The sequence below is a fragment of the Vibrio maritimus genome, from assembly GCF_021441885.1.
Lineage (GTDB): Bacteria > Pseudomonadota > Gammaproteobacteria > Enterobacterales > Vibrionaceae > Vibrio > Vibrio maritimus_B.
Genome location: NZ_CP090438.1, coordinates 42,185 through 68,728, shown reverse-complemented (window position 1 = coordinate 68,728; position 26,544 = coordinate 42,185). Strand labels below are relative to the sequence as shown.

The following is a 26,544-nucleotide window of genomic DNA, read 5'->3' as shown; positions in this document are numbered from 1 at the left end:
TATCAGTCTATGCATAAAAAGCTCCCTTGGGAGCTTTTTTTATAGCTGGAAATCGTCTAATGCTTGAAGAGTGAGTCGATTAGTAAAGGCATTCACTCTGGTATGAACGGGGCTCCAACCAAGCAAAAATCGTTGATAATCCGCCCATGCCAGCCCCAATAACGCGCGCCACTCCTGACACACATCATTAGAGTCAACGTCGGGTTGATATTCCTCTAAAGCCACCTTCAGCGCTTGAAAGTAAAACTCAACATAGTCGTCGATCGATAGCTGCGCATCATCGAAGTTGAGTACTGTAGTGAAGAACAGAGCCACATCTTTTACGCCCACACCACCGCCAACGTATTGGAAATCCACCGCGCTGACCTCGGAGCCTGATTGATTAAAGCAAAAATTAGCAAGCTTCGCATCACCATGCACCAAGGTCTGATATCGACAGCGATTAAGTATGTCATCAATACGCTTAGCCGCCTGTTTGTATCGGCTTGGCGTCATTGCTTGCCATTCGTCGGGGCGGGTAGGCAAATGCCAATAGGTTCCCTGCTCCCAAAGGCCTACAGGCTTCGTATCGAGCCAAAAGGCATGAAAGCGGGCTAGCCAGCTCAATACGGCTTTTACTTCATCCGTCGTTGGTTTTTTTACCACTCTCGCACGTTCTTGAAGCCTGAGATCCTCCAAAACGAGATCATAGTGCGAACCATGGTTGATCGCTGCTAAACAGCCTGGTGCCCAGCCAAAAGGCATTTGAGAGACGTATTGCCGATACCAATTAAACTCAACCTGATAGGACTTTAATTTTCTCTCGTTCGATAACTGGGTGTTCCATCCTTTCGGATGATACTCCGGCGCCAGCTCTGGCAAGTCGATTGACTTAATGACCATACTTGGCAGCCCTGGATTGTCCGTAGTTACTCTAAACAACTGTCCATAGCCACTCCAAAGGCTCTGTATCGGCTCTTTAGAGATCACTCGATGCGTTTCACCAATCAGTTTTTTTATTGCCAACGTTGGCTCATACGGGCTGGAACTCAAACCTCAGATACCTCTAGAAATAGAAACTGATGCTCACTGTGACAGACAATACCATTAAACGGAAGGGTTAGTCAGGTAAGCAGTAAGTATGGGTTTTTTGAAGAGTTGCAGATAAGAAAAAAGCCCGCTGATTTCTCAGCGGGCTTTCTAATGTGGCGGAGAGATAGGGATTTGAACCCTAGAACCGCTATTAACGGTTGCCGGTTTTCAAGACCGGTGCTTTCGACCACTCAGCCATCTCTCCACAAATTGTCATCAACAGATTAGTACACTGATGATGTGGTTACTTACTATTGCAAGTAACAGTATTTAAAGCCTGGCGATGTCCTACTCTCACATGGGGAAGCCCCACACTACCATCGGCGCTATTGCGTTTCACTTCTGAGTTCGGCATGGAGTCAGGTGGGTCCACAACGCTATGGTCGCCAAGCAAATTCTGCTTTGGTTTTCAGCTTTTCAAAAAAGCTAAAAGCCAAAATATCTGGAAAGCTGTTAATGTGTTCTCATACACATTCAATGTTCTTACTTTGAGTCCATCAAAACCCTTTGGGTGTTGTATGGTTAAGCCTCACGGGCAATTAGTACAGGTTAGCTCAACGCCTCACAACGCTTACACACCCTGCCTATCAACGTTCTAGTCTCGAACAACCCTTTAGGACACTTAAAGTGCCAGGGAAGACTCATCTCAGGGCTCGCTTCCCGCTTAGATGCTTTCAGCGGTTATCGATTCCGAACTTAGCTACCGGGCAATGCGATTGGCATCACAACCCGAACACCAGAGGTTCGTCCACTCCGGTCCTCTCGTACTAGGAGCAGCCCCCTTCAATCTTCCAACGCCCACGGCAGATAGGGACCGAACTGTCTCACGACGTTCTAAACCCAGCTCGCGTACCACTTTAAATGGCGAACAGCCATACCCTTGGGACCGACTTCAGCCCCAGGATGTGATGAGCCGACATCGAGGTGCCAAACACCGCCGTCGATATGAACTCTTGGGCGGTATCAGCCTGTTATCCCCGGAGTACCTTTTATCCGTTGAGCGATGGCCCTTCCATTCAGAACCACCGGATCACTATGACCTGCTTTCGCACCTGCTCGAATTGTCATTCTCGCAGTCAAGCGGGCTTATGCCATTGCACTAACCTCACGATGTCCAACCGTGATTAGCCCACCTTCGTGCTCCTCCGTTACTCTTTGGGAGGAGACCGCCCCAGTCAAACTACCCACCAGGCACTGTCCGCAACCCCGATAAGGGGTCGACGTTAGAACATCAACACTACAAGGGTGGTATTTCAAGGACGGCTCCACTAATACTGGCGTACTAGTTTCAAAGCCTCCCACCTATCCTACACATGTAGGGTCAATGTTCAGTGCCAAGCTGTAGTAAAGGTTCACGGGGTCTTTCCGTCTAGCCGCGGGTACACTGCATCTTCACAGCGATTTCAATTTCACTGAGTCTCGGGTGGAGACAGCGTGGCCATCATTACGCCATTCGTGCAGGTCGGAACTTACCCGACAAGGAATTTCGCTACCTTAGGACCGTTATAGTTACGGCCGCCGTTTACCGGGGCTTCGATCAAGAGCTTCGACCGAAGTCTAACCCCATCAATTAACCTTCCGGCACCGGGCAGGCGTCACACCGTATACGTCATCTTACGATTTTGCACAGTGCTGTGTTTTTAATAAACAGTTGCAGCCACCTGGTATCTGCGACTCCCCATAGCTCCATCCGCAAGGGACTTCACCGCGAGGAGCGTACCTTCTCCCGAAGTTACGGTACCATTTTGCCTAGTTCCTTCACCCGAGTTCTCTCAAGCGCCTTGGTATTCTCTACCCGACCACCTGTGTCGGTTTGGGGTACGATTCCTTACAATCTGAAGCTTAGAGGCTTTTCCTGGAAGCATGGCATCAATGACTTCACTACCGTAGTAGCTCGACGTCGTGTCTCAGCCTTAAAGAGAGCCGGATTTACCTAACTCTCAAGCCTACGCACTTGAACCTGGACAACCGTCGCCAGGCCCACCTAGCCTTCTCCGTCCCCCCATCGCAATTGTAAGAAGTACGGGAATATTAACCCGTTTCCCATCGACTACGCCTTTCGGCCTCGCCTTAGGGGTCGACTCACCCTGCCCCGATTAACGTTGGACAGGAACCCTTGGTCTTCCGGCGAGGAGGTTTTTCACCCCCTTTATCGTTACTCATGTCAGCATTCGCACTTCTGATACCTCCAGCAAACCTTACAGTTCACCTTCAACGGCTTACAGAACGCTCCCCTACCCAATATACAAAGTATATTGCCGCAGCTTCGGTTTATAGCTTAGCCCCGTTACATCTTCCGCGCAGGCCGACTCGACTAGTGAGCTATTACGCTTTCTTTAAATGATGGCTGCTTCTAAGCCAACATCCTAGCTGTCTAAGCCTTCCCACATCGTTTCCCACTTAGCTATAATTTGGGACCTTAGCTGGCGGTCTGGGTTGTTTCCCTCTCCACGACGGACGTTAGCACCCGCCGTGTGTCTCCCGGATAGTACTTACTGGTATTCGGAGTTTGCAAAGGGTTGGTAAGTCGGGATGACCCCCTAGCCTTAACAGTGCTCTACCCCCAGTAGTATTCGTCCGAGGCTCTACCTAAATAGATTTCGGGGAGAACCAGCTATCTCCAGGTTTGATTGGCCTTTCACCCCTAGCCACAAGTCATCCGCTAATTTTTCAACATTAGTCGGTTCGGTCCTCCAGTTGATGTTACTCAACCTTCAACCTGCCCATGGCTAGATCACCTGGTTTCGGGTCTATATCCAGAGACTGAACGCCCAGTTAAGACTCGGTTTCCCTACGGCTCCCCTAAACGGTTAACCTTGCCACTGAATATAAGTCGCTGACCCATTATACAAAAGGTACGCAGTCACACCACGAAGGTGCTCCTACTGCTTGTACGTACACGGTTTCAGGTTCTATTTCACTCCCCTCACAGGGGTTCTTTTCGCCTTTCCCTCACGGTACTGGTTCACTATCGGTCAGTCAGTAGTATTTAGCCTTGGAGGATGGTCCCCCCATATTCAGACAGGATATCACGTGTCCCGCCCTACTCGATTTCACTGATGATGAGATGTCGGTTACGGGGCTATCACCCTGTATCGCGGCACTTTCCAGAGCCTTCACCTGTCTCATTAAAAGCTTAAGGGCTAATCCAATTTCGCTCGCCGCTACTTTCGGAATCTCGGTTGATTTCTCTTCCTCGGGGTACTTAGATGTTTCAGTTCCCCCGGTTCGCCTCGCTGAGCTATGTATTCACTCAGCGATACCTACTTATGTAGGTGGGTTTCCCCATTCAGGAATCTCAGACTCAAAGGTTATTACTACCTAATCTGAGCTTATCGCAAGTTATTACGCCTTTCATCGCCTCTGACTGCCAAGGCATCCACCGTGTACGCTTAGTCACTTAACCATACAACCCCAAAGAGTTTCAGATGAAACCATGAGATTGTTTAATCAAACAACCAAAGTTGTCTGCAATTTTTATACATGATGCAGACTCGATTTTGCCGGACTCAAATTCCAAGAACACTTGAATGTGTGTTGGTACCTACATCTTTCGATATAGGATTTGAGAACTTTTAATTGAATAACATTAATCAAATGTTATTCGTCAGCTTTCCAAATTTTTAAAGAACGAGATTTGCTTTCTATTTAAAGAAAGAAACCATTTTTAAATATTCTCAAAGAGAAAACACTTAAAGATGGTGGAGCTAAGCAGGATCGAACTGCTGACCTCCTGCGTGCAAGGCAGGCGCTCTCCCAGCTGAGCTATAGCCCCATCAGTGTGATGCTTACCGCCAATCATCTGGGAGGAAGATTGGTGGGTCTGAGTGGACTTGAACCACCGACCTCTCGCTTATCAGGCGAACGCTCTAACCACCTGAGCTACAGACCCAAGCATCGTCTTTAATTCATAAACCGTATCAATCTGTGTGAACACTCATCGCAATAATCTTTCGTATAAGGAGGTGATCCAGCCCCAGGTTCCCCTAGGGCTACCTTGTTACGACTTCACCCCAGTCATGAACCACAAAGTGGTGAGCGTCCTCCCGAAGGTTAAACTACCCACTTCTTTTGCAGCCCACTCCCATGGTGTGACGGGCGGTGTGTACAAGGCCCGGGAACGTATTCACCGTGGCATTCTGATCCACGATTACTAGCGATTCCGACTTCATGGAGTCGAGTTGCAGACTCCAATCCGGACTACGACGCACTTTTTGGGATTCGCTCACTTTCGCAAGTTGGCCGCCCTCTGTATGCGCCATTGTAGCACGTGTGTAGCCCTACTCGTAAGGGCCATGATGACTTGACGTCGTCCCCACCTTCCTCCGGTTTATCACCGGCAGTCTCCCTGGAGTTCCCACCCGAAGTGCTGGCAAACAAGGATAAGGGTTGCGCTCGTTGCGGGACTTAACCCAACATTTCACAACACGAGCTGACGACAGCCATGCAGCACCTGTCTCAGAGTTCCCGAAGGCACCAAAGCATCTCTGCTAAGTTCTCTGGATGTCAAGAGTAGGTAAGGTTCTTCGCGTTGCATCGAATTAAACCACATGCTCCACCGCTTGTGCGGGCCCCCGTCAATTCATTTGAGTTTTAATCTTGCGACCGTACTCCCCAGGCGGTCTACTTAACGCGTTAGCTCCGAAAGCCACGGCTCAAGGCCACAACCTCCAAGTAGACATCGTTTACGGCGTGGACTACCAGGGTATCTAATCCTGTTTGCTCCCCACGCTTTCGCATCTGAGTGTCAGTATCTGTCCAGGGGGCCGCCTTCGCCACCGGTATTCCTTCAGATCTCTACGCATTTCACCGCTACACCTGAAATTCTACCCCCCTCTACAGTACTCTAGTCAGCCAGTTTCAAATGCAGTTCCGAGGTTGAGCCCCGGGCTTTCACATCTGACTTAACTAACCACCTGCATGCGCTTTACGCCCAGTAATTCCGATTAACGCTCGCACCCTCCGTATTACCGCGGCTGCTGGCACGGAGTTAGCCGGTGCTTCTTCTGTCGCTAACGTCAAACGATGCCGCTATTAACGACACCGCCTTCCTCACGACTGAAAGTGCTTTACAACCCGAAGGCCTTCTTCACACACGCGGCATGGCTGCATCAGGCTTGCGCCCATTGTGCAATATTCCCCACTGCTGCCTCCCGTAGGAGTCTGGACCGTGTCTCAGTTCCAGTGTGGCTGATCATCCTCTCAGACCAGCTAGGGATCGTCGCCTTGGTGAGCCATTACCTCACCAACTAGCTAATCCCACCTGGGCATATCCTGACGCGAGAGGCCCGAAGGTCCCCCTCTTTGAGCCGAAGCTATTATGCGGTATTAGCCATCGTTTCCAATGGTTATCCCCCACATCAGGGCAATTTCCCAGGCATTACTCACCCGTCCGCCGCTCGACGCCGTTAACGTTCCCCGAAGGTTCAGTTAACTCGTTTCCGCTCGACTTGCATGTGTTAGGCCTGCCGCCAGCGTTCAATCTGAGCCATGATCAAACTCTTCAATTTAAAGTTTTGATTCCCTAAATAAATAGGGGAGGCTCAATGAATACTGAACATTACATAAGTAATGTTTGAATTGACTGTGCTGAATCTTTCGATTCAATGGTCACTTCGTTTCATTGAAACCTAATTTGATACCGCTCTTTATTAAGAGAAATATCTAATTTGATTATCATCAACGAGTGCCCACACAGATTGATAGGTTTAAATTTTTAAAGAACGTTTCTTCGAGAAGCTAAACTTTCGTTTTTGAGCCTTTCGGCTTTTCTCTCGAAGTGGGCGGCCATTTTAACTAGATAACTTGTCGTGTCAACCACTTTTTCAAATTATTTTCGTTTAGGCTTTTTGCCCGCCAAACCTGTTGGGCTCTTGCTTTGCTGCCCTCCCGTTTGGTGTGGTGCGCATTATAGGGAGAATGAGAAGCCGCGCAACCCCTTTTTCAATATTTTTTAGAAAAAACGTTCTTTTGATTGAAATACCATCAAAAAACAAAAAGGAGAGTATAAAAACTCTCCTTTTAGCCACAAATCACTAACAATTAGATAAATGCGTACGCATCACCATACATGTGATCAGACTTAGCTTGCTTGTTTTGCGTGAACTGTTCACGTGCAGCGCCAGCCATTTCGAAACGGCCTGCTATATAGATATCGAAATCTGCAAGTGAATCAAAATCTTCACTGACCGCTTGAAGTACGTTGCCTTGTTTACCGGTCCACTCAGCCAAAGTTTCTTCAATAACAGGAATGAACTGAATGCGCTCATGAGCATTAGCGATGTCAGTTAGCTCTTGTTTGGCATATAGCTGAGCCTCATCGCGACCACCCCAATAGAGATAGATAGGCTGCGCAATGTTTTGGCTGATGCAGTGATCAAGAATAGAACGTACATAGCTAAAGCCTGTGCCACCAGCAATCAATAGAATTGGGCGTTGGCTATCTTCACGAATCCATGCTTCGCCATGAGGGGCATCAATCTGAATGTCGCCACCCACTTCAAGTGCATGCTTCATTGATTCAACCACTTCTAGCGCATAAGCATTGTGCTCCGCAGCACCAATGTGGAGTTCGATCTCGCCTTCATGACGGCAAGGGCTGCTAGCAATAGAGAACGGACGCTTGTCGGCCTCACCCATTACTACCATTAAATATTGACCTGCTTTAAAGCTAACAGGCTGTTCTGGGTGCAGCAAAATCTGATAGGTATTCGCTGCTAAAGGCTCAATAGACTTAACTTTACAATTGATGGTCATGGTTTATCTCTTTTATTCGTCTCCAAAGGTGATCACCAAATCACTCTTTGGATAAGCAAGGCAGGAGAACATCCAACCTTGCTGCTTTTCTTTCTCGGTAAGTAATGGTTCCAAATCATAGTCCACCGTACCCGACTCGATACGGCATAAACAAGAAGCGCAGGCCCCCACCTGGCAGCGGTGAGGAAAAGCAAGATTCTGGTTGAGCGCAGCCTCTAACACTGTCTGCCCTTCTTCGACTATAAACTCAAGGTTCTGAGGCTTGAGCACTACTCGCTTTGTCATAGGATATTGAGTTCATCCCAAATGCTGTCTATCTTTGCAACCAATGCTGGGTCTTTTTTAATTGGTATGCCCCACTCACGCGTCACTTCGTCTTCAAGTTTATTGGTTGCATCTAAATAAGCTCTAGAGGTGCTATCGTTGACCAGCAATGTATCTCTGGACGGGTCCATTCTCGTAGTAATCGCCCAAATCACGTCATTCCAATCACGCACGTTCACGTCTTGGTCGCAGGCAACAATAAACTTAGCCACCAGATAAGGTGAGAGTATAGTCTCTACTCCTTTCATTACCTCAATAGCTTGACCTGCGCGTTGCTTATCTAGAGTCAGCAGTACCATACGATTTGTACCCGTTCCCGGTGCAATATACAAGTCAATCACTTCTGGATATTGAGCTGTAACCTGTTTCGTCAATAAGGTTTCATCCCAACTATTCGAGCGTTCGATATCTAGTGTTGTTTGATACTTAGCCGCCTCCAACTCCAACTCTGCATCCCACTTAATCGTGGCATCCAGTCCCATTTTGGAACCTAAACCAGTAACCGGTGATGCAAAGTCCAAGGAATCTATTGGCGTGCTTTCAATCATCAAGGTATCGCGACTCGGTACCATATGATCATTCATAGCTTGGGTGACTTGTTGCCAATCGCGACCATTAACGCTTTCATCACAGACAATCACAAACTTGGTGTACATGAACTGACGCAAGAAAGACCATACCCCCATCATCACGCGCTTAGCGTGCCCTGGGTATTGCTTCTTCATTGTTACCACCGCCATCCGATACGAACATCCTTCTGGCGGAAGATAGAAGTCTTCGATTTCCGGGAACTGCTTTTGCAAGATAGGCACAAAGACTTCGTTCAGCGACACCCCGAGTACTGCCGGTTCATCTGGTGGGCGGCCTGTATAAGTGCTGTGATAGATAGGGTTTTCACGCATAGTAATGTGCGTGATAGTAAAGACGTGGTGCTTTTCTTTTTCGTTGTAGTAGCCGGTGTGGTCTCCATACGGACCTTCATCGGCAAATTCTTGCGGATCGATATAACCCTCAAGGACAATTTCGGCACTCGCTGGCACTTCAAGATCGTTGCTAACTGATTTGACCACTTCGGTACGTTCGCCGCGCAGCAATCCAGCAAACGCATACTCAGACAGAGTATCTGGTACCGGCGTCACCGCTCCAAGAATGGTAGCCGGGTCAGCGCCAAATGCGACTGAGACCGGGAATGGCTTTCCTGGATTGGTTTCCATCCAGTCTCTTAGATCGAGCGCACCACCGCGATGCGCCAGCCAGCGCATGATGATCTTATTCTTAGCGATTTTCTGTTGGCGATAGATACCTAAATTTTGACGCTTCTTATTCGGCCCTTTAGTGACCGTTAGGCCCCACGTTAGTAAGGGTGCGACGTCATCAGGCCAGCAACTCATTACAGGGATTTTATCAAGATCGACCTCATCACCTTGCCAAACGACTTGCTGGCAAGCGGCTTTACGCAGCCTTTTGGCCGGCATGTGCAGCACTTTCTTAAACAGAGGGATTTTATTGATCGCGTCTTTGAATCCACGAGGTGGCTCAGGTTCTTTTAGGTAGGCCAGTAGTTTGCCTACTTCTCTAAGCTCGGATACTTGCTCTCGTCCCATCCCCATCGCCACTCGCTGTGGCGTGCCGAAGAGATTAGTCAATACCGGCATGTCGTAGCCGATTGGATTTTCGAACAGCAATGCTGGTCCACCAGCTCGCAGAGTCCTATCGCTGATCTCCGTCATTTCATAATCAGGGTCGACGGGATGCGAGATGCGCTTGAGCAGCCCCTGGCTTTCCAGGTGCTGTGTGAAATCACGTAAGTCCTTGTAAATCATAGGGGATACTTCGCCTTGAAAGATGGTGCCATTATATACGTAAATCTATCATCTAGCGAAATGTCCTCTCAACTAACCAAAGAGGCTGACAAATTCAGTTAGTTCGACAACGCCTGCAAAATAAGACTCGATTTGACCTGGCTATTGGTTGAAAGCACATCTCTTACCCAACCACTATGACCATTCTGCGCTAGCTGTGTCGCCACAAAGCTTGCATCTTCGACTCTTGTCATTCGCGTCACCAAGAAGGTTTTTACCTCACTTGGGAGTGGCGTAATTTGAGCAAGCTCAGTGATCGCCTGGCGCTTGAGACTAGGGTTACGTGCGGCTGCCATAATCTGCTTCTGTGCAAACGGTGAAGAGACACTCGCCAGCCTCTCTAGCTCTGCTTGGCTATGATAGTCGGCGCGCATTTTCCACAGTAAGTCATACAGAGCTTCGTCTTCGTTAACTTGAGCCATACGTACTAAAACTCGTGTTGATGGCAACCATTCCGTGATCTTGGCTTCGGTAAGCTGTTGTGTAATATAGGCGTTTGCTTTGGGTGACAAACTGTCAAACTCTTTGACAAGCAGGTCTTCGCGAATCTTACGTTCATAATCACTGCCCTGTGACAACCAATCACGCAAAACTAGCTGTTCACTTTCAGCCTGAAGGATAAATTCCAAGGTTTTTTGGTCGCTGTTCCAACGCTTTATTAGACGCGCTGATATGGCGGGATAATTAAACGCAGGGATCGAAAATTCATAACCATCACCGCGCTCGAGCATAGTATAAGTAGGCGGTAAGGATTTTTGGCTTTGTACGAAAATGGCCATTTTAGGGGAAAGAATACGCTCACTGTCTTCAAGGTGCTTGAGCAGCAAAAATCTCGCTACCTCTTGCTGAGGCAACGCGAGTCGATTTAACGCGAATCTGAGGCTGTCGGTATCGTCTTGTTCTACCAACAATAAAAAATCGTCTACTTTCTGCAAAACCACAGGGCTTTGCATCCAGTGATCAACCTCCTGCTGCGTCATTTCCTTAGACGCATAAACTGGCTGTGAAAATGACACTGCCAATACGAGGAGTAAAGACGCTAACCATCCTTGTAGCATATTAACCTCCTGTTAACACACTCAGTATTGTGCGCGCGAAACAGGGGAAGTGCAAACAAAAACGTCACCCCAAAAGGGTGACGTTTAAAATTTGAGACTCGTTGTCCGCTTTGCGGACTCGATTAACGATTACTGGCGACGCATCGCGTCAAAGAACTCATCGTTAGTCTTAGTCATAGCAAGCTTGTCGATTAGGAATTCCATCGCATCGATTTCGCCCATTGGGTGAACAATCTTACGTAGAATCCACATCTTCTGTAGCTCATCTGCTTTCGTTAGTAGCTCTTCGCGACGTGTACCTGAACGGTTGAAGTCAATCGCTGGGAAAACGCGCTTCTCAGCAATCTTACGGTTTAGGTGCAGTTCCATGTTACCTGTACCTTTAAACTCTTCGTAGATAACTTCATCCATCTTAGAGCCAGTATCCACTAGCGCTGTTGCGATGATAGTTAGGCTGCCGCCTTCTTCTACATTACGAGCTGCACCGAAGAAACGCTTAGGACGGTGTAGTGCGTTCGCATCAACACCACCAGTAAGAACCTTGCCTGATGAAGGTACTACCGTGTTGTAAGCACGCGCTAGACGAGTAATAGAATCCAGTAGGATAACCACGTCTTTCTTGTGTTCAACAAGACGCTTCGCTTTCTCGATAACCATCTCAGCAACTTGAACGTGACGAGACGCTGGCTCATCAAACGTCGATGCCACTACTTCACCTTTAACTAGGCGCTGCATCTCAGTTACTTCTTCCGGACGTTCGTCGATAAGTAGAACCATCAATTCACATTCAGGGTGGTTGTGGGCAATGCTCTGCGCAATGTTTTGCAGCAGCATGGTTTTACCCGCTTTAGGTGGTGCCACGATGAGACCACGTTGACCTTTACCGATTGGAGACGCGAGATCAAGAACACGTGCAGTAATGTCTTCTGTTGAACCGTTACCACGCTCCATAGTCATGCGCTCATTAGCATGCAGAGGAGTTAAGTTTTCAAACAGGATCTTGTTACGTGCGTTATCTGGCTTGTCAGCGTTAACAGTGTTTACTTTTAGAAGTGCGAAATAGCGCTCGCCATCTTTTGGTGGGCGAATCTTACCGGCAATCGAGTCACCTGTACGCAGGTTGAAACGACGGATCTGACTTGGAGAAACGTAGATATCATCTGGGCCAGCAAGGTATGAACTGTCTGCGCTACGCAGGAAACCAAAACCATCTTGAAGAATCTCTAAGACCCCGTCACCAAAGATATCTTCACCACTTTTCGCATGGGCTTTTAAGATGGCGAAGATGATGTCTTGCTTACGCAGACGAGCTAAGTTTTCCAGACCAAGAGATTCGCCAAGTTTAACGAGCTCAGAAACAGGTCTGTTCTTCAATTCTGTTAAGTTCATTGTGGTGGATGTTTGTTTAGTCAAAATAGGATCTGTTTTGTTGTTAAGAAGGATTTGGTCACAGGATCGACCAAGAAGTGAACACTTGTTTAATTAACGTGCGATAAATTATCACTAAAAAAGAGTCTAGTCTAGCTTTGAAAAAAACAAAACCGTGTATTTGTTAAGATACACGGTTTTCGTTACTTCTCATTATAAGTTCTCGTCTAAGAACTCTTTTAGCTGAGTTTTTGACAGTGCGCCAACCTTAGTCGCTGCCACTCCGCCATCTTTGAAAAGTAGTAGCGTTGGAATGCCACGGATACCAAACTTAGGTGGAGTACCTGCGTTTTGGTCGATGTTTAGCTTGCCGATAGTGAGTTTGCCTTCGTACTCATCTGCGATTTCATCGAGGATTGGGGCAATCATCTTACAAGGACCACACCACTCCGCCCAGAAGTCAACAAGAACCGGGCCTGCAGCATTAATTACATCAGTTTCAAAACCGTCATCCGTCAGCTGCAAAATCTTTTCACTCATCTTTCACTCCGATATTTTTTGTATTGATGAGATAATCACCAACAATTAGATCTCCTATTGGAATGTATTTACCTTCGTATTGCAAGCTTAAGCTGATATTCTATACCGATGAAAAAGACGCATATCACAGAGCAAAAGTTCGCCGATTTAGATTTGCACCCGCAAATCATTGAAGGATTGGAAAAAAAAGGGTTCGAATATTGTACCCCTATCCAAGCCTTGGCGCTGCCGGTACTGCTCGCCGGCCGAGATATTGCAGGACAGGCCCAAACCGGGACTGGAAAAACGCTCGCGTTTCTCACTGCTACCTTTAATCACCTGTTAAATACGCCTGAGCATGAGGGCCGCAAAGCGACACAACCGCGCGCGATCATCATGGCTCCAACGCGCGAACTTGCTATCCAGATCCACAATGATGCCAAGCCGCTCATTGAAAGCACAGGTCTGAAAACAGCACTTGCGTACGGTGGTGATAGCTACGACAAGCAGCTTGCTAAGCTGGAACAGGGCGTCGATATCCTTATCGGTACCTGTGGACGTATTATCGACTTCTACAAGCAGCGTGTCTTTAACCTCAACAACATTCAAGCTGTAGTGCTTGATGAAGCCGACCGTATGTTCGACCTTGGCTTTATTAAAGACATTCGCTTTTTGTTCCGCCGTATGCCTGAGCCTAAAGACCGTCTCAACATGCTGTTCTCTGCAACCTTGTCCTACCGTGTACAAGAGCTTGCGTTTGAACATATGCATAACCCTGAGCACGTGGTTGTTGAGCCTGAGCAAAAGACGGGTCACCGCATTCAAGAAGAGCTGTTCTACCCATCAAACAATGAAAAGATGGCGCTACTGCAAACGCTGGTAGAGGAAGAATGGCCGGATCGCGCTATTATCTTCGCTAACACCAAACATAAATGTGAAAAAGTGTGGGGCCACCTAGCTGCTGACGGCCATCGCGTAGGTCTTTTGACTGGTGATGTACCGCAGAAGAAGCGTGAGAAGATCCTTGAGCAATTCACAAAAGGTGATGTGGATATTCTGGTTGCGACGGATGTTGCAGCGCGTGGTCTACATATCCCTCAAGTAACGCACGTATTCAACTACGACCTACCTGACGACTGTGAAGATTACGTTCACCGTATTGGCCGTACAGGCCGTGCTGGTGCAAGTGGTCACTCAATCAGCTTTGCTTGCGAAGAGTACGCGATCAACCTGCCAGCGATTGAAGAGTATATCGAGCACTCCATTCCAGTGTCTGACTATGACTCAAGCGCGCTGTTGACCGAACTGCCTGCTCCGCTTGTTATGAAGAGCCGTAACTCAGGTCCTCGTCGTACTAACACAGGTGGTTCACGACCATCAAACAGAAAGCCTCAAAGAAGGCCAAGATCACCAAGGTCTTAATAGGCCGAGATCTGACATAAGCAGTAATCTGAACAGGAAGTAAGCAGTTTTTATGAGTCTCGCAGTGAATTCTTCACCTTTGTATGCGGCTATCGATCTTGGCTCCAACAGTTTCCATATGTTGGTTGTACGTCATATCGATGGCAGCATTCAGACCATGGCCAAGATTAAACGCAAGGTGCGTTTGGCCGCAGGCCTTGATGATGAGATGGCCCTCAGTCAAGAAGCGATGCAACGTGGTTGGGATTGTCTTAGTCTTTTCGCAGAACGACTTCAGGATATCCCAAAGGAAAACATCCGTATCGTCGGTACCGCAACGCTGCGTACCGCGACCAATGTCGATGTATTCCTAACCAAGGCCAATCAAATCTTGGGCTACCCAATCCAAGTGATCAGCGGGGAAGAAGAAGCAGCGACTATCTATAAAGGAGTGGCTCATACGTCTGGCGGTACAGGTCGTCGCCTTGTGGTCGATATTGGCGGTGCCAGTACCGAGCTTATTATTGGCGAAGGGTTCGAGCCAAAAGCATTGACCAGTCTGAAAATGGGCTGCGTGACTTGGCTAGAGCGTTTCTTTAAAGACCGCCAGCTAAACAAAGCCAACTTCGAACGCGCTATCGAAGGCGCCAAACAGACGCTCGCCCCAATTCTAGAGCAGTATCAGGGATTGGGCTGGGACGTGTGTGTGGGTGCCAGTGGCACAGTTCAAGCTCTGCAAGAGATCATGCTGGCGCAAGGTATGGATGAGGTCATCACTCATGCCAAACTCAAGCGACTTCAAAAGCAAGCGATGCAAGCCGATCATCTCGAAGAGCTCGATATTGATGGTCTAACGCTGGAACGGGCTTTGGTTTTCCCAAGCGGCCTATCCATCCTAATCGCTATCTTTGAGCTGTTGAACATAGACTCCATGACACTCGCGGGCGGTGCGCTACGCGAAGGCATGGTGTATGACATGGTCGAAGAGCTGCAACAAGATGACATTCGTGCGCGTACGATTAACAGCGTGCAAACCCGTTGTCAGCTCGATGTGGAATACGGCGATCAAGTTGCGGCTACTGCCACCAGCTTATTGGTAAGCTGTGGTAATGAAAGCTGGATTGAAGAGCCACATGCCATTGCACTGCTTGAAGCAGCATCAAAACTGCATGAAATCGGCCTAACCTTAGACTTTAAAAAGGCCGGTGAACATAGTGCGTACTTACTTCAAAACTTAGATCTACCGGGTTTTACTCGTGCGCAAAAGCATCTGCTAGCTGAAGTGGTTCGTCGATACAAAGACCAACTGACACCACTGCCATCGCAGCATGCTTTATCGACACAAAGTGCCGAGCGCGTACTGCGACTACTGCGCTTATCGGTGATCATTACTCACCGCCGTCAGCGTGATCTGCAGCCTCAATTTGCAGTGCAGTGTGAAGGCAACAGCCTAACGCTCTCTATCGACAAGCAGTGGTTAGAAGCCCATCCTCTGTCAGCAGCAGAGCTGGAAATCGAGTCTAACCGACAGTCAGATGCCGGTTGGCCATTGACGATTCAGGCGGTCTAAGCCTGATCCCAGCGGCTCAAGCTGATTACTGTGAAAAAAAAATCCCGAACCAAACAGTTCGGGATTTTTTATATTTAGCTTCTAGAGACTCATTAGGCTTTTACGCCGGTCACCTTTAACTCTGGGTTCACTGCGGTAAGCTTCTTAACCAAGAAGTTGAGCAGCACGCCGTACATTGGTACAAACAGACCAAGACTGATCACCAGCTTAAAGCCGTAGTCGACCAAGGCGATCTCAGTCCAGTGCTCTGCCATAAACGGATCTGGGCTTTGGTAGAATGCGATAGCAAAAAAGGCTAGCGTATCCAGCGCGTTACCAAACAGTGTTGAACATGTCGGAGCCACCCACCACTGCTTCATTTGGCGCAGACGGTTGAAAACATGCACATCTAGTATTTGTCCCAGCAGGTAAGCCATAAAGCTTGCCGCAGCGATACGAGCAACAAACAGGTTAAATTCACCCAAGTGCCCAAAGCCTTGGAACTGCCCTTCAAAGAACAATACCGATAACCCATACGACACCGCCAACGCAGGCAGCATGACCAAGAAGATGATCTTACGGGCTAAACCAGCACCAAAGATACGTACGGTCAGATCGGTCGCAAGGAAAATGAATGGGAAAGTAAATGCGCCCCACGTGGTGTGGAAACCGAAAATAGTAAACGGTAGCTGCACCAAGTAGTTACTGGATGCGATGATCACCAAGTGAAATAGAACGAGAAATGTCAGGGCTTTGCGCTGCTGCGCAGGAGAAAACGGATTCATATTGTACCTTTTTCGTTTTGCTTGGGGTTGAGGGAACCCAAGTTGAGGCAAAGCCTCGAGTGACTAATAAAATGGTTTATTGTGCCTGCTTGTTTAACTCATTGTTTGATTAACTAAGCTCAGCGGCGGGCGATTATACATTAATCAATTTGACGCGCAATAGAGGATAATAGAGCAAACGTTTTCGAGCTAACAACTGAATGTATTAGGTCAAAAGCCGCGACGAAATAGACCCGCTAAGAAATCAAACTCTTCTTTGCTCGCCGAAATATCCAAGGCCTCAAACCACATTGACTCACTGTAATGCTCGCCTTTTAGCAGCATACGACAACCTTCAAAATCCACCAGCCAGGTATGAATGTCCGCATCCCACTGCTTTTCTACTACCGTAGCTGAAAGCTGGCCGAGCATCGACACCGCTAGCGAGTCAAAACTATCAAAGTCAAAGGAAGGCGTGATGATAAGCAGTTTACCTTCCTGTTCAATATATTCACGAAGACCAAAATCAGCCATGACCCGTCAAATGCTCCTGTATTAAGTCGAGGAATGGATCCGCATACTTTTCAAGCTTGCGCTCACCCACCCCGTTCACGGCAAGCATTTCACCGTACGAGGTCGGTAAAATTTCCGCCATATCAATCAAGGTCGCGTCACTGAACACCACATACGGTGGCAAGCCATCTTCATCCGCAATCGACTTACGCAGTTTACGTAGTTTGGCAAACAGCTTCTTGTCGTAGTGTTTCGACGCCAGCTTATCGGATTTCGCGCTGCGCGCCGCGGTATCGAGTCTTGGTACAGCAAGCTCCAGCGTGGTTTCACCGCGCAGAAGAGGACGCGCTTCTTCTGTCAGTTGCAACGTCGAGTTACGAGTGATGTTTTGGCTCAATAACCCTTTATGCACCAACTGTCTAAAGATACTCACCCAGTAATCGTGACTATGGTCTCGACCAATACCGTAAGTGGTGAGCTTGTCATGCCCATGCTCGCGAATACGGATATTCGACATACCACGCAGCACCTCTACCACATAGCTGATACCAAAGCTTTGATTGACGCGATAGACACATGAAAGCGCCTTTTGCGCCTCTTGGGTGGCATCAAAGTGCTTCGGTGGATCCAAGCAGATATCGCAGTTACCACAAGGCTGCTCTCGGTACTCACCAAAGTAATTAAGCAGTACCTGACGACGGCAGGTTTGCGCCTCCGCAAACGCACTCATGGCGTTAAGCTTGTGATTCTCGACCTGCTTTTGTGGTCCTTCTGGCTTTTCATCCACCATGCGGCGCAGCCAGCCCATATCAGCAGGATCGTAAAGCATCATGGCTTCTGCGGGTAAACCATCACGTCCTGCACGGCCGGTCTCTTGGTAATAAGATTCTATGTTGCGCGGGATATCAAAGTGAGCAACGAAACGTACGTTCGGCTTGTTGATACCCATGCCAAAGGCCACCGTTGCCACCACAACCTGAATGTCGTCACGCTGAAACGCATCTTGAACATAGGCGCGTTCATCGGTGTCCATACCGGCATGATAGCCTGCCGCTCGAATATGGTTGCCACAAAGCTTTTCGGTGAGCATTTCCACTTTCTTACGGCTACCACAATAGATGATTCCGCTGCCGCCCTTGTTCTCGCCAAGAAAGCGCACGATCTGCGAGACCGGCTTATGCTTCTCGACCAAGGTATAGCGAATATTAGGTCTGTCGAAACTGCCTAAATACTCATGAGGGTTTTGTAGATTGAGCCTATGGATGATGTCTTTTCGAGTGGCATCGTCGGCGGTTGCTGTCAGCGCCACAACGGGCACGTAGGGAAATTGCTCTTTTAGTCGACCGAGTGCGGCATACTCAGGGCGAAAGTCGTGCCCCCACTGAGAAATACAGTGCGCTTCATCCACGGCAATCATCGACAGCTCAATATGCTCTAGCCTTTCGATGAAGTCGTGCATCAACACACGCTCTGGTGACACATACACCAGCTTGACCTGTCCGCTGTTCATGCGGCGATAGATATCAATCAACGCCTCTCTCGACTGAGTCGAGTTAATGCACTCTGCAGCGACGCCGTCAGCCTTGAGCTGGTCTACTTGATCTTTCATCAGGGAAATCAGTGGTGAGATAACCAAGGTCACGCCGGGTCTCACCAAGGCAGGGATCTGATAGCACAGAGATTTACCACCACCGGTTGGCATGATCACTAGTCCATCGTTGCCCGCAATGGCACTATCGATAACCTCTTGCTGTCCCGGACGGAACTCTTGATAGCCGAAAACGGACTCTAAGACCGACTGCGAACTGGGTAGTGATTCAGATTGTTCTGCAGCGAGTACGGCTGTCATGCAATATCCTGATGAAAGTCTTTGATGGGTTGAAAACGCTACATTGTAGAGGGGTTGTCACTTGAAGGAAACTCAATTTGCTCTGCGAGGTGAAGAAAAAGTAGCTTCAGATCGAGCATTAAATAGTCCAAAACACCACAACACGTTATACTCAAACGCTTTCCTCCCCCTTTTAGGTCACAGACCTGCTCTTGAGAAAATTTGCATGTCATTAGAAGAACAACAAAGAGCCAAACAAGGCGTACTGCTCGCCATCGGTGCCTACACAATGTGGGGTATCGCCCCTATCTACTTTAAGGCACTAGGTAGCGTTTCTCCCCTAGAAATTCTCAGCCACCGAGTGATCTGGTCATTTGTGTTGCTGACTGTCTTGCTGCATTTTGGTCGACGCTGGCGCAGCGTTCGCGATGTGCTGCGCTCTAAAAAGAAGATGGGCTACCTAGTCACCACCGCACTGCTCGTTGGTATTAACTGGCTTATCTTTATCTGGGCGGTTAACGCCAATCACATGCTCGATGCTAGCCTGGGTTACTACATCAACCCGCTCATCAACGTGATACTCGGCATGCTGTTTTTAGGTGAACGACTTAGAAAACTGCAGTGGTTTGCGGTCGCACTTGCCACCATCGGCGTTCTAATTCAGCTTATTGCATTTGGTTCGGTACCCGTTGTCGCCCTCGCGCTAGCTATGAGCTTTGGCCTATACGGTTTGCTGCGCAAGAAAGTCAGTTTAGATGCTCAAACCGGGCTATTCATTGAAACCTTAGTGATGTTGCCAGCTGCCGCGATTTATGTGCTATTTATCGCGGATACGGCGACGTCCAATATGATGGATAACAGCACGACACTGAACCTCCTGCTTATCTCTGCAGGTATCGTTACCACGCTACCACTATTGTGCTTTACCGGTGCGGCGACACGCTTGAAGCTGTCGACTCTTGGCTTTTTCCAATACATTGGCCCGAGCTTAATGTTCTTGCTTGCGGTACTCGTGTATGGCGAAGCCTTTACGTTAGATAAAGCGCTCACCTTTGCCTTCATTTGGGGTGCATTGGTGGTATTTAGCTTCGATGGACTAAAAACCAATCGCAGCAATAAGAAGACAATGGCTAAAACTCAGTAATACAGATACAGAAAACAATGAACGAAATCACTATTCTAGTCACTCTCGCCACGGTGCACTTTGTTGCCCTCATGAGCCCAGGCCCAGACTTTGCGCTCGTGGTACAAAATGCGACTCGATTTGGACGCCAGACTGGCTTTTATATTGCACTGGGGCTGTCATTTGGCATCTTGCTGCACTCTATTTTCAGTCTAACGGGCGTGAGCTATGTCGTACATCAGCACCCAACACTGTTTGCCGTGGTGCAAATCGCTGGCGGCAGCTATTTGCTTTACCTTGGTATTGGCGCCTTGCGCTCCGTATGGGGTAGATGGGCACAGCGCCACCAGCCAAGTGACCTTGCCAATGACCCTAGTCTTCTGCTTTCTAGCCGAAGACAGGCGTTCTCTCGCGGCTTTACCACCAATATTCTCAACCCGAAAGCCTTGGTGTTCTTTATTAGTTTGATGTCTAGCTTGGTGCCATCAACCATGTCGATTCCGGGTAAAGTGGCGGCTCTCGTAATTCTATGGTCGCTTTCCTTGGCTTGGTTCTCGTTTTTAGCCTGGGCGCTATCGACTAAGCGCATGCAGCGTAAGCTTGGATCAGCGGCTATCTACATCGATGGGCTATGTGGTGTGCTGTTTTCTGGAATTGGTGTGACCATCTTCACTCAGGTGATTTCCGGCCTTTAGGGTATTTTGCGCCATTCGACACGCAGCGTGTGAGAGATCTCTCACAAAGCCTTAGGTGTTTATCGCTTCGTGCTACAAGCATTCACCCCTAAAACGAGCTAACTATCTGTTTTTATTAGAATAGAGATAATTTCGCTTTGCTGAGACAGTGGATTATTACCGTTTAACTGGATTGCTCCGAGGCCAGTTTCGTTTAATATTAACCATGTCGGAAGGATGCTGACACGGAACAGGAAACGCTCACGGATTTGGGCATCTTCAGGAAGAAGATACGGTTATTCAGGATGAATGATCGGCATGGAAAGCAAATTGGACATTGAATGGACGCAATAGTAACTAGGATGGTTACTACTAAGGAAAGACAATGGACACCTCTGGATGAGGCAAGGACTTAGCATCAGGATGATGTCAGGGACACCGCTCAGGGAACAAGTGAAGTGCGCTAACGAGGATTGTTAGCAGATCAGGATAAGATCATTAGGACACCGCTAGGAAGGCGACGAAAGGACTAAGCTGACGGATTACAGCACACTATCATGGATTAGATGCATGGAGCACTTTTAGTAGCCGGATTGCTGCGAGTAAGACTATAACCCCGATGGGCGCAAGCCCTCGGGGTTTTTCTTTGTCTGCGATCTAGCGATTCAAAACAAGGCTCAACCTAGAACACTAGATACAAAAAAGGAGCCCATCGATAAGCTCCTTTTGGTTAAACGTTCATGTTGAATCGTTTACAGCTTTTCTAGCTTGGCGTACTGCGTCACCAACCACTTGATACCCTCACCGTTAAAGGCAACTTGTACGCGGCTTTGTGGGCCACTTCCTTCAAAGTTGATGATGGTTCCTTCACCAAATTTAGGGTGCATGACACGCTCACCTAGATTGAAGCCCGTTTCGTTGAAGTTATTCTTCACTTCCGTTTGGCTAAAGCGTCCCGCTGTCGTTGGACGGCTGACTTGCGCCTTCATACGAACTTCTTGCAAGCATGTCTCTGGCAACTCTCTGATAAAACGAGACGGCTTATGATATTTGTCTTGTCCGTAAAGACGACGCATCTCTGCGTAGGTGATGAACAGCTTCTCCATCGCCCGCGTCATACCCACATAACAGAGGCGACGCTCTTCTTCCAACCTGCCCGCTTCTTCCGCCGACATCTGGCTAGGGAACATGCCCTCTTCAACCCCCACCATAAATACCATTGGGAACTCGAGACCTTTAGCACTATGCAGTGTCATTAGCTGCACCGCATCATCAAACTCATCGGCTTGACCTTCTCCAGCTTCTAACGCTGCATGAGTTAAGAACGCCGTCAGCAGCGTCATATCTTCCGCTTCTTCGGGTTTCTCAAACTGACGCGTTGCGGTGACGAGCTCTTCCAAGTTTTCAATGCGCGCCTTAGACTTCTCGCCCTTCTCTTGCTCGTACATAGCAAATAGCCCAGAGGTCTTGATCACATGGTCAGTTTGCTCATGAAGCGGCGATTCGAACGTGTCGTCTTCGAGTGCATTGATAAGCTCAATGAAACGCGATAGCGCGCCAGCAGCGCGCCCAGCAAGAACCTTTTCATCCAGTAGTGCAATACTCGCTTCCCATAGCGTTGCCCCGCGATCGCGAGCGGCAAAACGAATGGTATCTAGGGTTTTATCCCCCAACCCACGAGTCGGTGTATTCACAATACGTTCAAATGCGGCATCATCGTTGCGATTGGCCATCAAGCGCAAATAGCCCAGAGCATCTTTGATCTCTTGGCGCTCGAAGAATCGCATACCACCATAGATACGGTATGGCAGCTGCGCTTGAATCAAGGCTTCTTCTAAAACACGGGACTGGGCGTTGTTTCGATATAGCATGGCGCAATCTGTCAGACTGCCACCTTTATCATGCCACTCTTTGATTTTACCCACGGCAAAACGCGCTTCATCCAGCTCGTTATACGCAGAGTAAACAGAAATCTTTTCACCCTCGTTACCTTCCGTCCATAGCTCCTTACCCATACGTTCAGTATTGTTGGCAATCAGCTCGTTGGCAGCTTCAAGGATGGTTTTAGTGGAGCGGTAGTTCTGCTCAAGGCGAATGGTTTTCGCACCTAGGTACTCATCTAAGAACTTCTGGATATTCTCGACCTTAGCACCACGCCAGCCATAAATAGACTGGTCATCATCACCAACAATCATCACCTTACAGTCAGCGCCGGTCATCATGCGCAGCCAGGCGTACTGGATGTTGTTGGTGTCTTGGAACTCGTCCACCAGAATGTGTTTGAAGCGCGCTTGGTAGTGCTCACGAACAAACTTGTTATCACGCAGCAGCTCATGGGCACGCAGCAGGATTTCTGCAAAGTCCACCAGCCCAGCACGATCACACGCCTCTTGGTACGCGGTGTAGATCTGCAAATAGGTCTTAGTCACAGGATCTTGGTAGCTATCGATATGTTGAGGTCGTAGCCCCTCATCTTTCTTACCATTAATCCACCAAGCTGCCTGACGTGCTGGCCATTGCTTCTCATCCAGGTTCTGCGCCTTGATGAGACGTTTTAACAGCCTTTGCTGATCGTCGGTATCAATGATCTGGAAATCTTCTGGAAGCTTAGCATCGAGATAATGCGCACGCAGGATGCGGTGACAGATGCCATGGAAAGTGCCGTTCCACATACCAGAAGCACTGCCCATCATCAGCTCTTCAATACGCCCTCTCATCTCTGCTGCCGCTTTATTGGTAAAGGTCACAGACATAATGGAAAACGGAGAGGCGTTCTCTACCGACATAAGCCAAGCAATACGATGCACCAGAACGCGCGTTTTACCACTGCCTGCACCGGCAAGGACGAGCATGTGCTCTAAAGGGGCTGCAACAGCTTCACGCTGCTTGTCATTGAGACCGTCGAGAAGAAGAGAAGGATCCATGATGAGTCTTAGCTACTGGTTATTTATACATATCAGTTGATTATAACTCAAACAGTCTCACCATTTCAGAAAATTTTCTTAATTTTAAATTTAAAAAAATTAAATACAAATCAATGATATATCATGACACTTAACATTATTACAAAGTTTTTTTGATCTTTTTGAAAGATTTTTGTTTGGCTTCCTATCCTATTGGATAAGCAAGTCGCAAACAGTGACCTGTGAAAATAAACCACATGGATCAAGTCTCGAGGAAAGTACTATGAAAACTACTAATCTAGCTATCACTGCAGCAGTTACCGGTCTAATCGCTCTTGGCGGTGCAACACTAGGCGCAGCACCAGCACACGCAGCAGATAAAGAGAAATGCTACGGCGTATCAAAAGCTGGGAAAAACGACTGTGCAACAAAAACCAGCTCATGTGCAGGTACTGCTAAAGAAGATAACCAGAAAGATGCCTTCGTTGTTGTCCCTAAGGGCCTATGCGGCAAACTGGTTGGTGGTAGCACAGAGTCTGCGTAACCGTCCCGCGTGCTAGAAGCGACAATGCTATCAGCATAGCTTGATTGTAACTTTGTCTTCACTTTGTTTGTTCATACGTTTTCAAGTTACAACAAGACCGAAGGGGCGTAACGATGCGCCCCTTTCGTTTTCTACAAGTTACCCACAAAATCAAACAGATCAGGGAGATCATCATGGATCGAAGTCGTGCCTTTCAGCTTGTTGGTGTTGGATTACGCACACCACACCTAGACTACTTTGAGCAGCATGCTGATAAGGTAGGATGGCTTGAGATTCATAGCGAAAATTATTTCCTATCGCATACCGCTGAGTACCGTCAGTTAAAGGCGATTCGCGATCAGGTCAATATCAGCTGTCATGGTATCGGTCTTTCTTTGGGTTCGGCGTCAGAAGTAAACACTCAACACTTACATCAGCTCAGACGGCTCATCGATGACATTCAGCCATTTGCTGTTTCGGATCACCTAAGTTGGAGTGAGCACGGTGGGCATTATTTTAATGACTTGCTACCACTTCCCTATACGGAAGAAGCGTTGATACTGTTTTGTCGCAATGTGCTTCAAGTACAAGATGCAATTCAAAGGCCGCTATTAATTGAGAACCCATCCAGCTATTTGCGATTCAATCACTCGACCATTCCAGAATGGGAATTTCTCTCCGAAGTGCAACGTCGTACTGATTGCCGTCTGTTACTCGACCTAAACAACGTGCATGTCTCTTGCTTCAACCACGGCTACGATGCAAATCGCTATCTTGCCGCTGTCGATCCAACGACCGTAGACGAGATTCATTTAGCCGGTTTTACCCGTAAGCAGCTTGAGCAAGGTGAAATTTGGATTGATACCCACAGTGCTCGGGTATCGGATGAAGTATGGGAGTTATATCGAGAGTGGAACGGTTCAAACGCTCCAGTCCCTACTCTCATTGAGTGGGATCTCGATATCCCCGAGCCGCAAGTGCTACTCGAAGAAGCTGAGAAGGCGATCGATATTCTCGTTGAAAATAGCACGCAGACATTGAGGAGCGCATAATGAATCCCAGCGAACTAAGTCTTAGTGAACTGCAATCGGCCTTCAGTCGCTCCCTCTGCCAAACTGATAGCAGCATCAACCAATATATTGTCGGCGACCACTTTAGTGCCGATGATCGTATGCAAGTCTATCGCAATAATTTCGTCATTAGCCTAAGTGAAGTACTAGCAGCCTGCTATCCAATAACATTACAGCTCGTGGGAGAGGAGTGTTTCCAGTCAATGGCAAAACACCACATCATTCATCATCCCCCACAATCAGGCAATGTCGCCGACTATGGGGAAGGCTTCACGCACTCCGTATCTGAACTGGACAACATTACAAGCGCGGTTCCCTATTTAGTCGATGTCATGACGCTAGAATCAGCGATTGATGCACTTAATCAATGTCCGTTAAGCAGCATTAATGATGACATCGAGCCACTCGTCAACATGACTCTAGTACCAGAAACACAGCACAGTGAGCTTGTGTTTCATGTGAAACCAAATCATCGTTTGATGCAGTCTATGTTTGCTATCGCAAGCCTTATAGAGGCAATTCACAACGAGCAGCTCGATGATTTCAATATCAATCAACCCGAATCCGTGCTCGTCATAAAGCATGGATTGGCATCCCCTACCATACATGTGATCGACGAGACTAGCTTTCAATTGTTGACCGCTTTGTCTCACCAGCAGCCACTTAAGTTCATTGATCCTGCTCTCCTAACGGCACTACCAAGTATATTCGCCTTGGATGTTGTAGCTGGATTTACTCTGCATAACGAGCACACCGCAAGGAGCATGACATGAAATCAACACTCTCTAATTGGCTAGTAAGCTACGATAAGCTAATCGATACGCTTCAAGCTGGCTTTGTACCATTGCTACTACTGTTCTGCCGCCTGTGGGTCGCTTGGGTTTTCTTTAACTCTGGACTAACCAAGATTGCGTCTTGGGACAGCACGCTTTATCTATTTGAGCTCGAGTACCAAGTGCCGATTTTACCCTGGGAGTTGGCGGCATATATGGGTACCGCAGCAGAATTGATCTTGCCGGTGTTTGTTGCTCTCGGCTTGTTTACTCGACCAATGGCAGCTGTCTTGTTTGTGTTTAATATCATTGCCGTTGTTTCATACCCACTGCTTTGGGAAAAAGGGTTCTATGACCACCAACTCTGGGGCTTGATGATATTAGTCGTCGTCGTATGGGGACCTGGACCTATATCCGCAGATAAAGTCATTCGTTCACAGATAAAATAATCTGTTGATTGAATAA

Annotated in this window: 19 protein-coding genes, 3 tRNA genes and 3 rRNA genes; 8 read left to right on the top strand and 17 right to left on the bottom strand. The window is 48.0% G+C overall.

Annotated features, from left to right (window positions below; genetic code table 11):
- Positions 1-39: 39 nt before the first annotated feature.
- From LY387_RS00315 to trxA, 13 genes are all read right to left on the bottom strand, one after another.
- Positions 40-1,005 (bottom strand): ecdysteroid 22-kinase family protein, encoded by a 966-nt coding sequence (locus LY387_RS00315; protein ID WP_234494930.1) that lies wholly within the window; start codon positions 1,003-1,005, stop codon positions 40-42.
- Between the two features lie 180 nt (positions 1,006-1,185).
- Positions 1,186-1,276: transfer RNA gene (locus tag LY387_RS00310), tRNA-Ser, on the bottom strand.
- Between the two features lie 70 nt (positions 1,277-1,346).
- A 5S ribosomal RNA gene (rrf, locus tag LY387_RS00305) occupies positions 1,347-1,462 on the bottom strand.
- A 127-nt stretch (positions 1,463-1,589) separates the two neighbouring features.
- A 23S ribosomal RNA gene (locus tag LY387_RS00300) occupies positions 1,590-4,477 on the bottom strand.
- 293 nt (positions 4,478-4,770) lie between these two features.
- Positions 4,771-4,846: transfer RNA gene (locus LY387_RS00295), tRNA-Ala, on the bottom strand.
- Positions 4,847-4,886: 40 nt separating this feature from the next.
- Positions 4,887-4,963 (bottom strand) — tRNA-Ile (locus LY387_RS00290).
- A 66-nt stretch (positions 4,964-5,029) separates the two neighbouring features.
- Positions 5,030-6,581: ribosomal RNA gene (locus tag LY387_RS00285) — 16S ribosomal RNA — on the bottom strand.
- Together the 16S, 23S and 5S rRNA genes with 3 tRNA genes alongside form the textbook arrangement of a ribosomal RNA operon.
- 532 nt (positions 6,582-7,113) lie before the next feature.
- Positions 7,114-7,827 carry an NAD(P)H-flavin reductase gene (gene fre, locus LY387_RS00280; RefSeq protein WP_234494929.1) on the bottom strand — a complete coding sequence of 238 codons (714 nt, stop codon included), beginning with the start codon at positions 7,825-7,827 and terminating at the stop codon, positions 7,114-7,116.
- A gap of 12 nt (positions 7,828-7,839) precedes the next feature.
- Entirely contained in the window at positions 7,840-8,112 is a 273-nt protein-coding gene (locus LY387_RS00275; RefSeq protein WP_234494928.1) for a 2Fe-2S iron-sulfur cluster-binding protein, read from the bottom strand.
- Positions 8,109-9,974: a 4-hydroxy-3-polyprenylbenzoate decarboxylase gene (ubiD, locus tag LY387_RS00270; protein WP_234494927.1), complete on the bottom strand. Its 1,866-nt coding sequence runs from the start codon at positions 9,972-9,974 to the stop codon at positions 8,109-8,111. Before ubiD ends, LY387_RS00275 begins: the two co-directional genes overlap by 4 nt.
- Positions 9,975-10,072: 98 nt before the next feature.
- The gene (locus LY387_RS00265; protein WP_234494926.1) at positions 10,073-11,071 is read right to left on the bottom strand and encodes a hypothetical protein; all 999 of its coding nucleotides are present in this window, start codon (positions 11,069-11,071) and stop codon (positions 10,073-10,075) included.
- Positions 11,072-11,200: 129 nt separating this feature from the next.
- On the bottom strand, positions 11,201-12,460 hold the full coding sequence (gene rho, locus LY387_RS00260; RefSeq protein ID WP_042478896.1) for a transcription termination factor Rho: 1,260 nt from the start codon (positions 12,458-12,460) through the stop codon (positions 11,201-11,203).
- A gap of 192 nt (positions 12,461-12,652) precedes the next feature.
- Positions 12,653-12,979: a thioredoxin TrxA gene (gene trxA, locus LY387_RS00255; RefSeq protein ID WP_042478899.1), complete on the bottom strand. Its 327-nt coding sequence runs from the start codon at positions 12,977-12,979 to the stop codon at positions 12,653-12,655.
- 108 nt (positions 12,980-13,087) lie between these two features.
- Here trxA and rhlB point away from each other — a divergent pair, with 108 nt between their 5' ends.
- Both rhlB and gppA read left to right on the top strand, forming a co-directional pair.
- Positions 13,088-14,380 carry an ATP-dependent RNA helicase RhlB gene (rhlB, locus tag LY387_RS00250; RefSeq protein ID WP_234494925.1) on the top strand — a complete coding sequence of 431 codons (1,293 nt, stop codon included), beginning with the start codon at positions 13,088-13,090 and terminating at the stop codon, positions 14,378-14,380.
- 52 nt (positions 14,381-14,432) lie between these two features.
- Positions 14,433-15,929, top strand: coding sequence for a guanosine-5'-triphosphate,3'-diphosphate diphosphatase (gene gppA / locus LY387_RS00245; protein WP_234494924.1), 1,497 nt, complete (start codon positions 14,433-14,435; stop codon positions 15,927-15,929).
- Positions 15,930-16,021: 92 nt separating this feature from the next.
- On the opposite strand, the gene LY387_RS00240 is transcribed toward gppA, so the two are convergent.
- The 3 genes from LY387_RS00240 to recQ form a co-directional block, all read right to left on the bottom strand.
- Positions 16,022-16,693 carry a 7-cyano-7-deazaguanine/7-aminomethyl-7-deazaguanine transporter gene (locus tag LY387_RS00240; RefSeq protein WP_042503155.1) on the bottom strand — a complete coding sequence of 224 codons (672 nt, stop codon included), beginning with the start codon at positions 16,691-16,693 and terminating at the stop codon, positions 16,022-16,024.
- Between the two features lie 210 nt (positions 16,694-16,903).
- Positions 16,904-17,206 carry a DUF3630 family protein gene (locus tag LY387_RS00235; protein ID WP_128649908.1) on the bottom strand — a complete coding sequence of 101 codons (303 nt, stop codon included), beginning with the start codon at positions 17,204-17,206 and terminating at the stop codon, positions 16,904-16,906.
- Positions 17,199-19,034 (bottom strand): ATP-dependent DNA helicase RecQ, encoded by a 1,836-nt coding sequence (gene recQ, locus LY387_RS00230; RefSeq protein ID WP_234494923.1) that lies wholly within the window; start codon positions 19,032-19,034, stop codon positions 17,199-17,201. Before recQ ends, LY387_RS00235 begins: the two co-directional genes overlap by 8 nt.
- 205 nt (positions 19,035-19,239) lie before the next feature.
- Here recQ and rarD point away from each other — a divergent pair, with 205 nt between their 5' ends.
- Both rarD and LY387_RS00220 read left to right on the top strand, forming a co-directional pair.
- Positions 19,240-20,157 (top strand): EamA family transporter RarD, encoded by a 918-nt coding sequence (gene rarD / locus LY387_RS00225; RefSeq protein WP_234494922.1) that lies wholly within the window; start codon positions 19,240-19,242, stop codon positions 20,155-20,157.
- A gap of 17 nt (positions 20,158-20,174) precedes the next feature.
- Positions 20,175-20,831: a LysE family translocator gene (locus LY387_RS00220; RefSeq protein ID WP_112478781.1), complete on the top strand. Its 657-nt coding sequence runs from the start codon at positions 20,175-20,177 to the stop codon at positions 20,829-20,831.
- Positions 20,832-21,562: 731 nt separating this feature from the next.
- Here LY387_RS00220 and uvrD read toward each other — a convergent pair.
- A complete protein-coding gene (uvrD, locus tag LY387_RS00215) occupies positions 21,563-23,734 on the bottom strand; it encodes a DNA helicase II (protein ID WP_234494921.1) in 2,172 nt (723 codons plus the stop codon).
- A 262-nt stretch (positions 23,735-23,996) separates the two neighbouring features.
- Between uvrD and LY387_RS00210 the strand changes: the two genes are divergently transcribed.
- The 4 genes from LY387_RS00210 to LY387_RS00195 all read left to right on the top strand — a co-directional run bounded on the left by LY387_RS00210 (position 23,997) and on the right by LY387_RS00195 (position 26,528).
- Positions 23,997-24,257, top strand: coding sequence for a DUF2282 domain-containing protein (locus LY387_RS00210; protein ID WP_042478904.1), 261 nt, complete (start codon positions 23,997-23,999; stop codon positions 24,255-24,257).
- A gap of 173 nt (positions 24,258-24,430) precedes the next feature.
- Positions 24,431-25,288, top strand: a complete 858-nt coding sequence (locus LY387_RS00205; protein ID WP_234494920.1) for a DUF692 domain-containing protein — start codon at positions 24,431-24,433, stop codon at positions 25,286-25,288.
- Positions 25,288-26,079 (top strand): DNA-binding domain-containing protein, encoded by a 792-nt coding sequence (locus LY387_RS00200; protein ID WP_234494919.1) that lies wholly within the window; start codon positions 25,288-25,290, stop codon positions 26,077-26,079. Before LY387_RS00205 ends, LY387_RS00200 begins: the two co-directional genes overlap by 1 nt.
- Positions 26,076-26,528 (top strand): DoxX family protein, encoded by a 453-nt coding sequence (locus tag LY387_RS00195; protein WP_042478909.1) that lies wholly within the window; start codon positions 26,076-26,078, stop codon positions 26,526-26,528. The genes LY387_RS00200 and LY387_RS00195 overlap by 4 nt, the downstream gene beginning before the upstream one ends.
- The last annotated feature ends 16 nt before the right edge of the window (positions 26,529-26,544 follow it).

Coding starts and splice junctions, on each gene's coding strand:
- LY387_RS00220 (WP_112478781.1), top strand. CDS start 20,175: ATGAACGAAATCACTATTCTAGTCACTCTCGCCACGGTGCACTTTGTT.
- rhlB (WP_234494925.1), top strand. CDS start 13,088: ATGAAAAAGACGCATATCACAGAGCAAAAGTTCGCCGATTTAGATTTG.
- LY387_RS00235 (WP_128649908.1), bottom strand. CDS start 17,206: ATGGCTGATTTTGGTCTTCGTGAATATATTGAACAGGAAGGTAAACTG.
- ubiD (WP_234494927.1), bottom strand. CDS start 9,974: ATGATTTACAAGGACTTACGTGATTTCACACAGCACCTGGAAAGCCAG.
- LY387_RS00265 (WP_234494926.1), bottom strand. CDS start 11,071: ATGCTACAAGGATGGTTAGCGTCTTTACTCCTCGTATTGGCAGTGTCA.
- LY387_RS00195 (WP_042478909.1), top strand. CDS start 26,076: ATGAAATCAACACTCTCTAATTGGCTAGTAAGCTACGATAAGCTAATC.
- LY387_RS00205 (WP_234494920.1), top strand. CDS start 24,431: ATGGATCGAAGTCGTGCCTTTCAGCTTGTTGGTGTTGGATTACGCACA.
- trxA (WP_042478899.1), bottom strand. CDS start 12,979: ATGAGTGAAAAGATTTTGCAGCTGACGGATGACGGTTTTGAAACTGAT.
- rarD (WP_234494922.1), top strand. CDS start 19,240: ATGTCATTAGAAGAACAACAAAGAGCCAAACAAGGCGTACTGCTCGCC.
- uvrD (WP_234494921.1), bottom strand. CDS start 23,734: ATGGATCCTTCTCTTCTTCTCGACGGTCTCAATGACAAGCAGCGTGAA.
- recQ (WP_234494923.1), bottom strand. CDS start 19,034: ATGACAGCCGTACTCGCTGCAGAACAATCTGAATCACTACCCAGTTCG.
- gppA (WP_234494924.1), top strand. CDS start 14,433: ATGAGTCTCGCAGTGAATTCTTCACCTTTGTATGCGGCTATCGATCTT.
- LY387_RS00240 (WP_042503155.1), bottom strand. CDS start 16,693: ATGAATCCGTTTTCTCCTGCGCAGCAGCGCAAAGCCCTGACATTTCTC.
- fre (WP_234494929.1), bottom strand. CDS start 7,827: ATGACCATCAATTGTAAAGTTAAGTCTATTGAGCCTTTAGCAGCGAAT.
- LY387_RS00210 (WP_042478904.1), top strand. CDS start 23,997: ATGAAAACTACTAATCTAGCTATCACTGCAGCAGTTACCGGTCTAATC.
- LY387_RS00200 (WP_234494919.1), top strand. CDS start 25,288: ATGAATCCCAGCGAACTAAGTCTTAGTGAACTGCAATCGGCCTTCAGT.
- rho (WP_042478896.1), bottom strand. CDS start 12,460: ATGAACTTAACAGAATTGAAGAACAGACCTGTTTCTGAGCTCGTTAAA.
- LY387_RS00275 (WP_234494928.1), bottom strand. CDS start 8,112: ATGACAAAGCGAGTAGTGCTCAAGCCTCAGAACCTTGAGTTTATAGTC.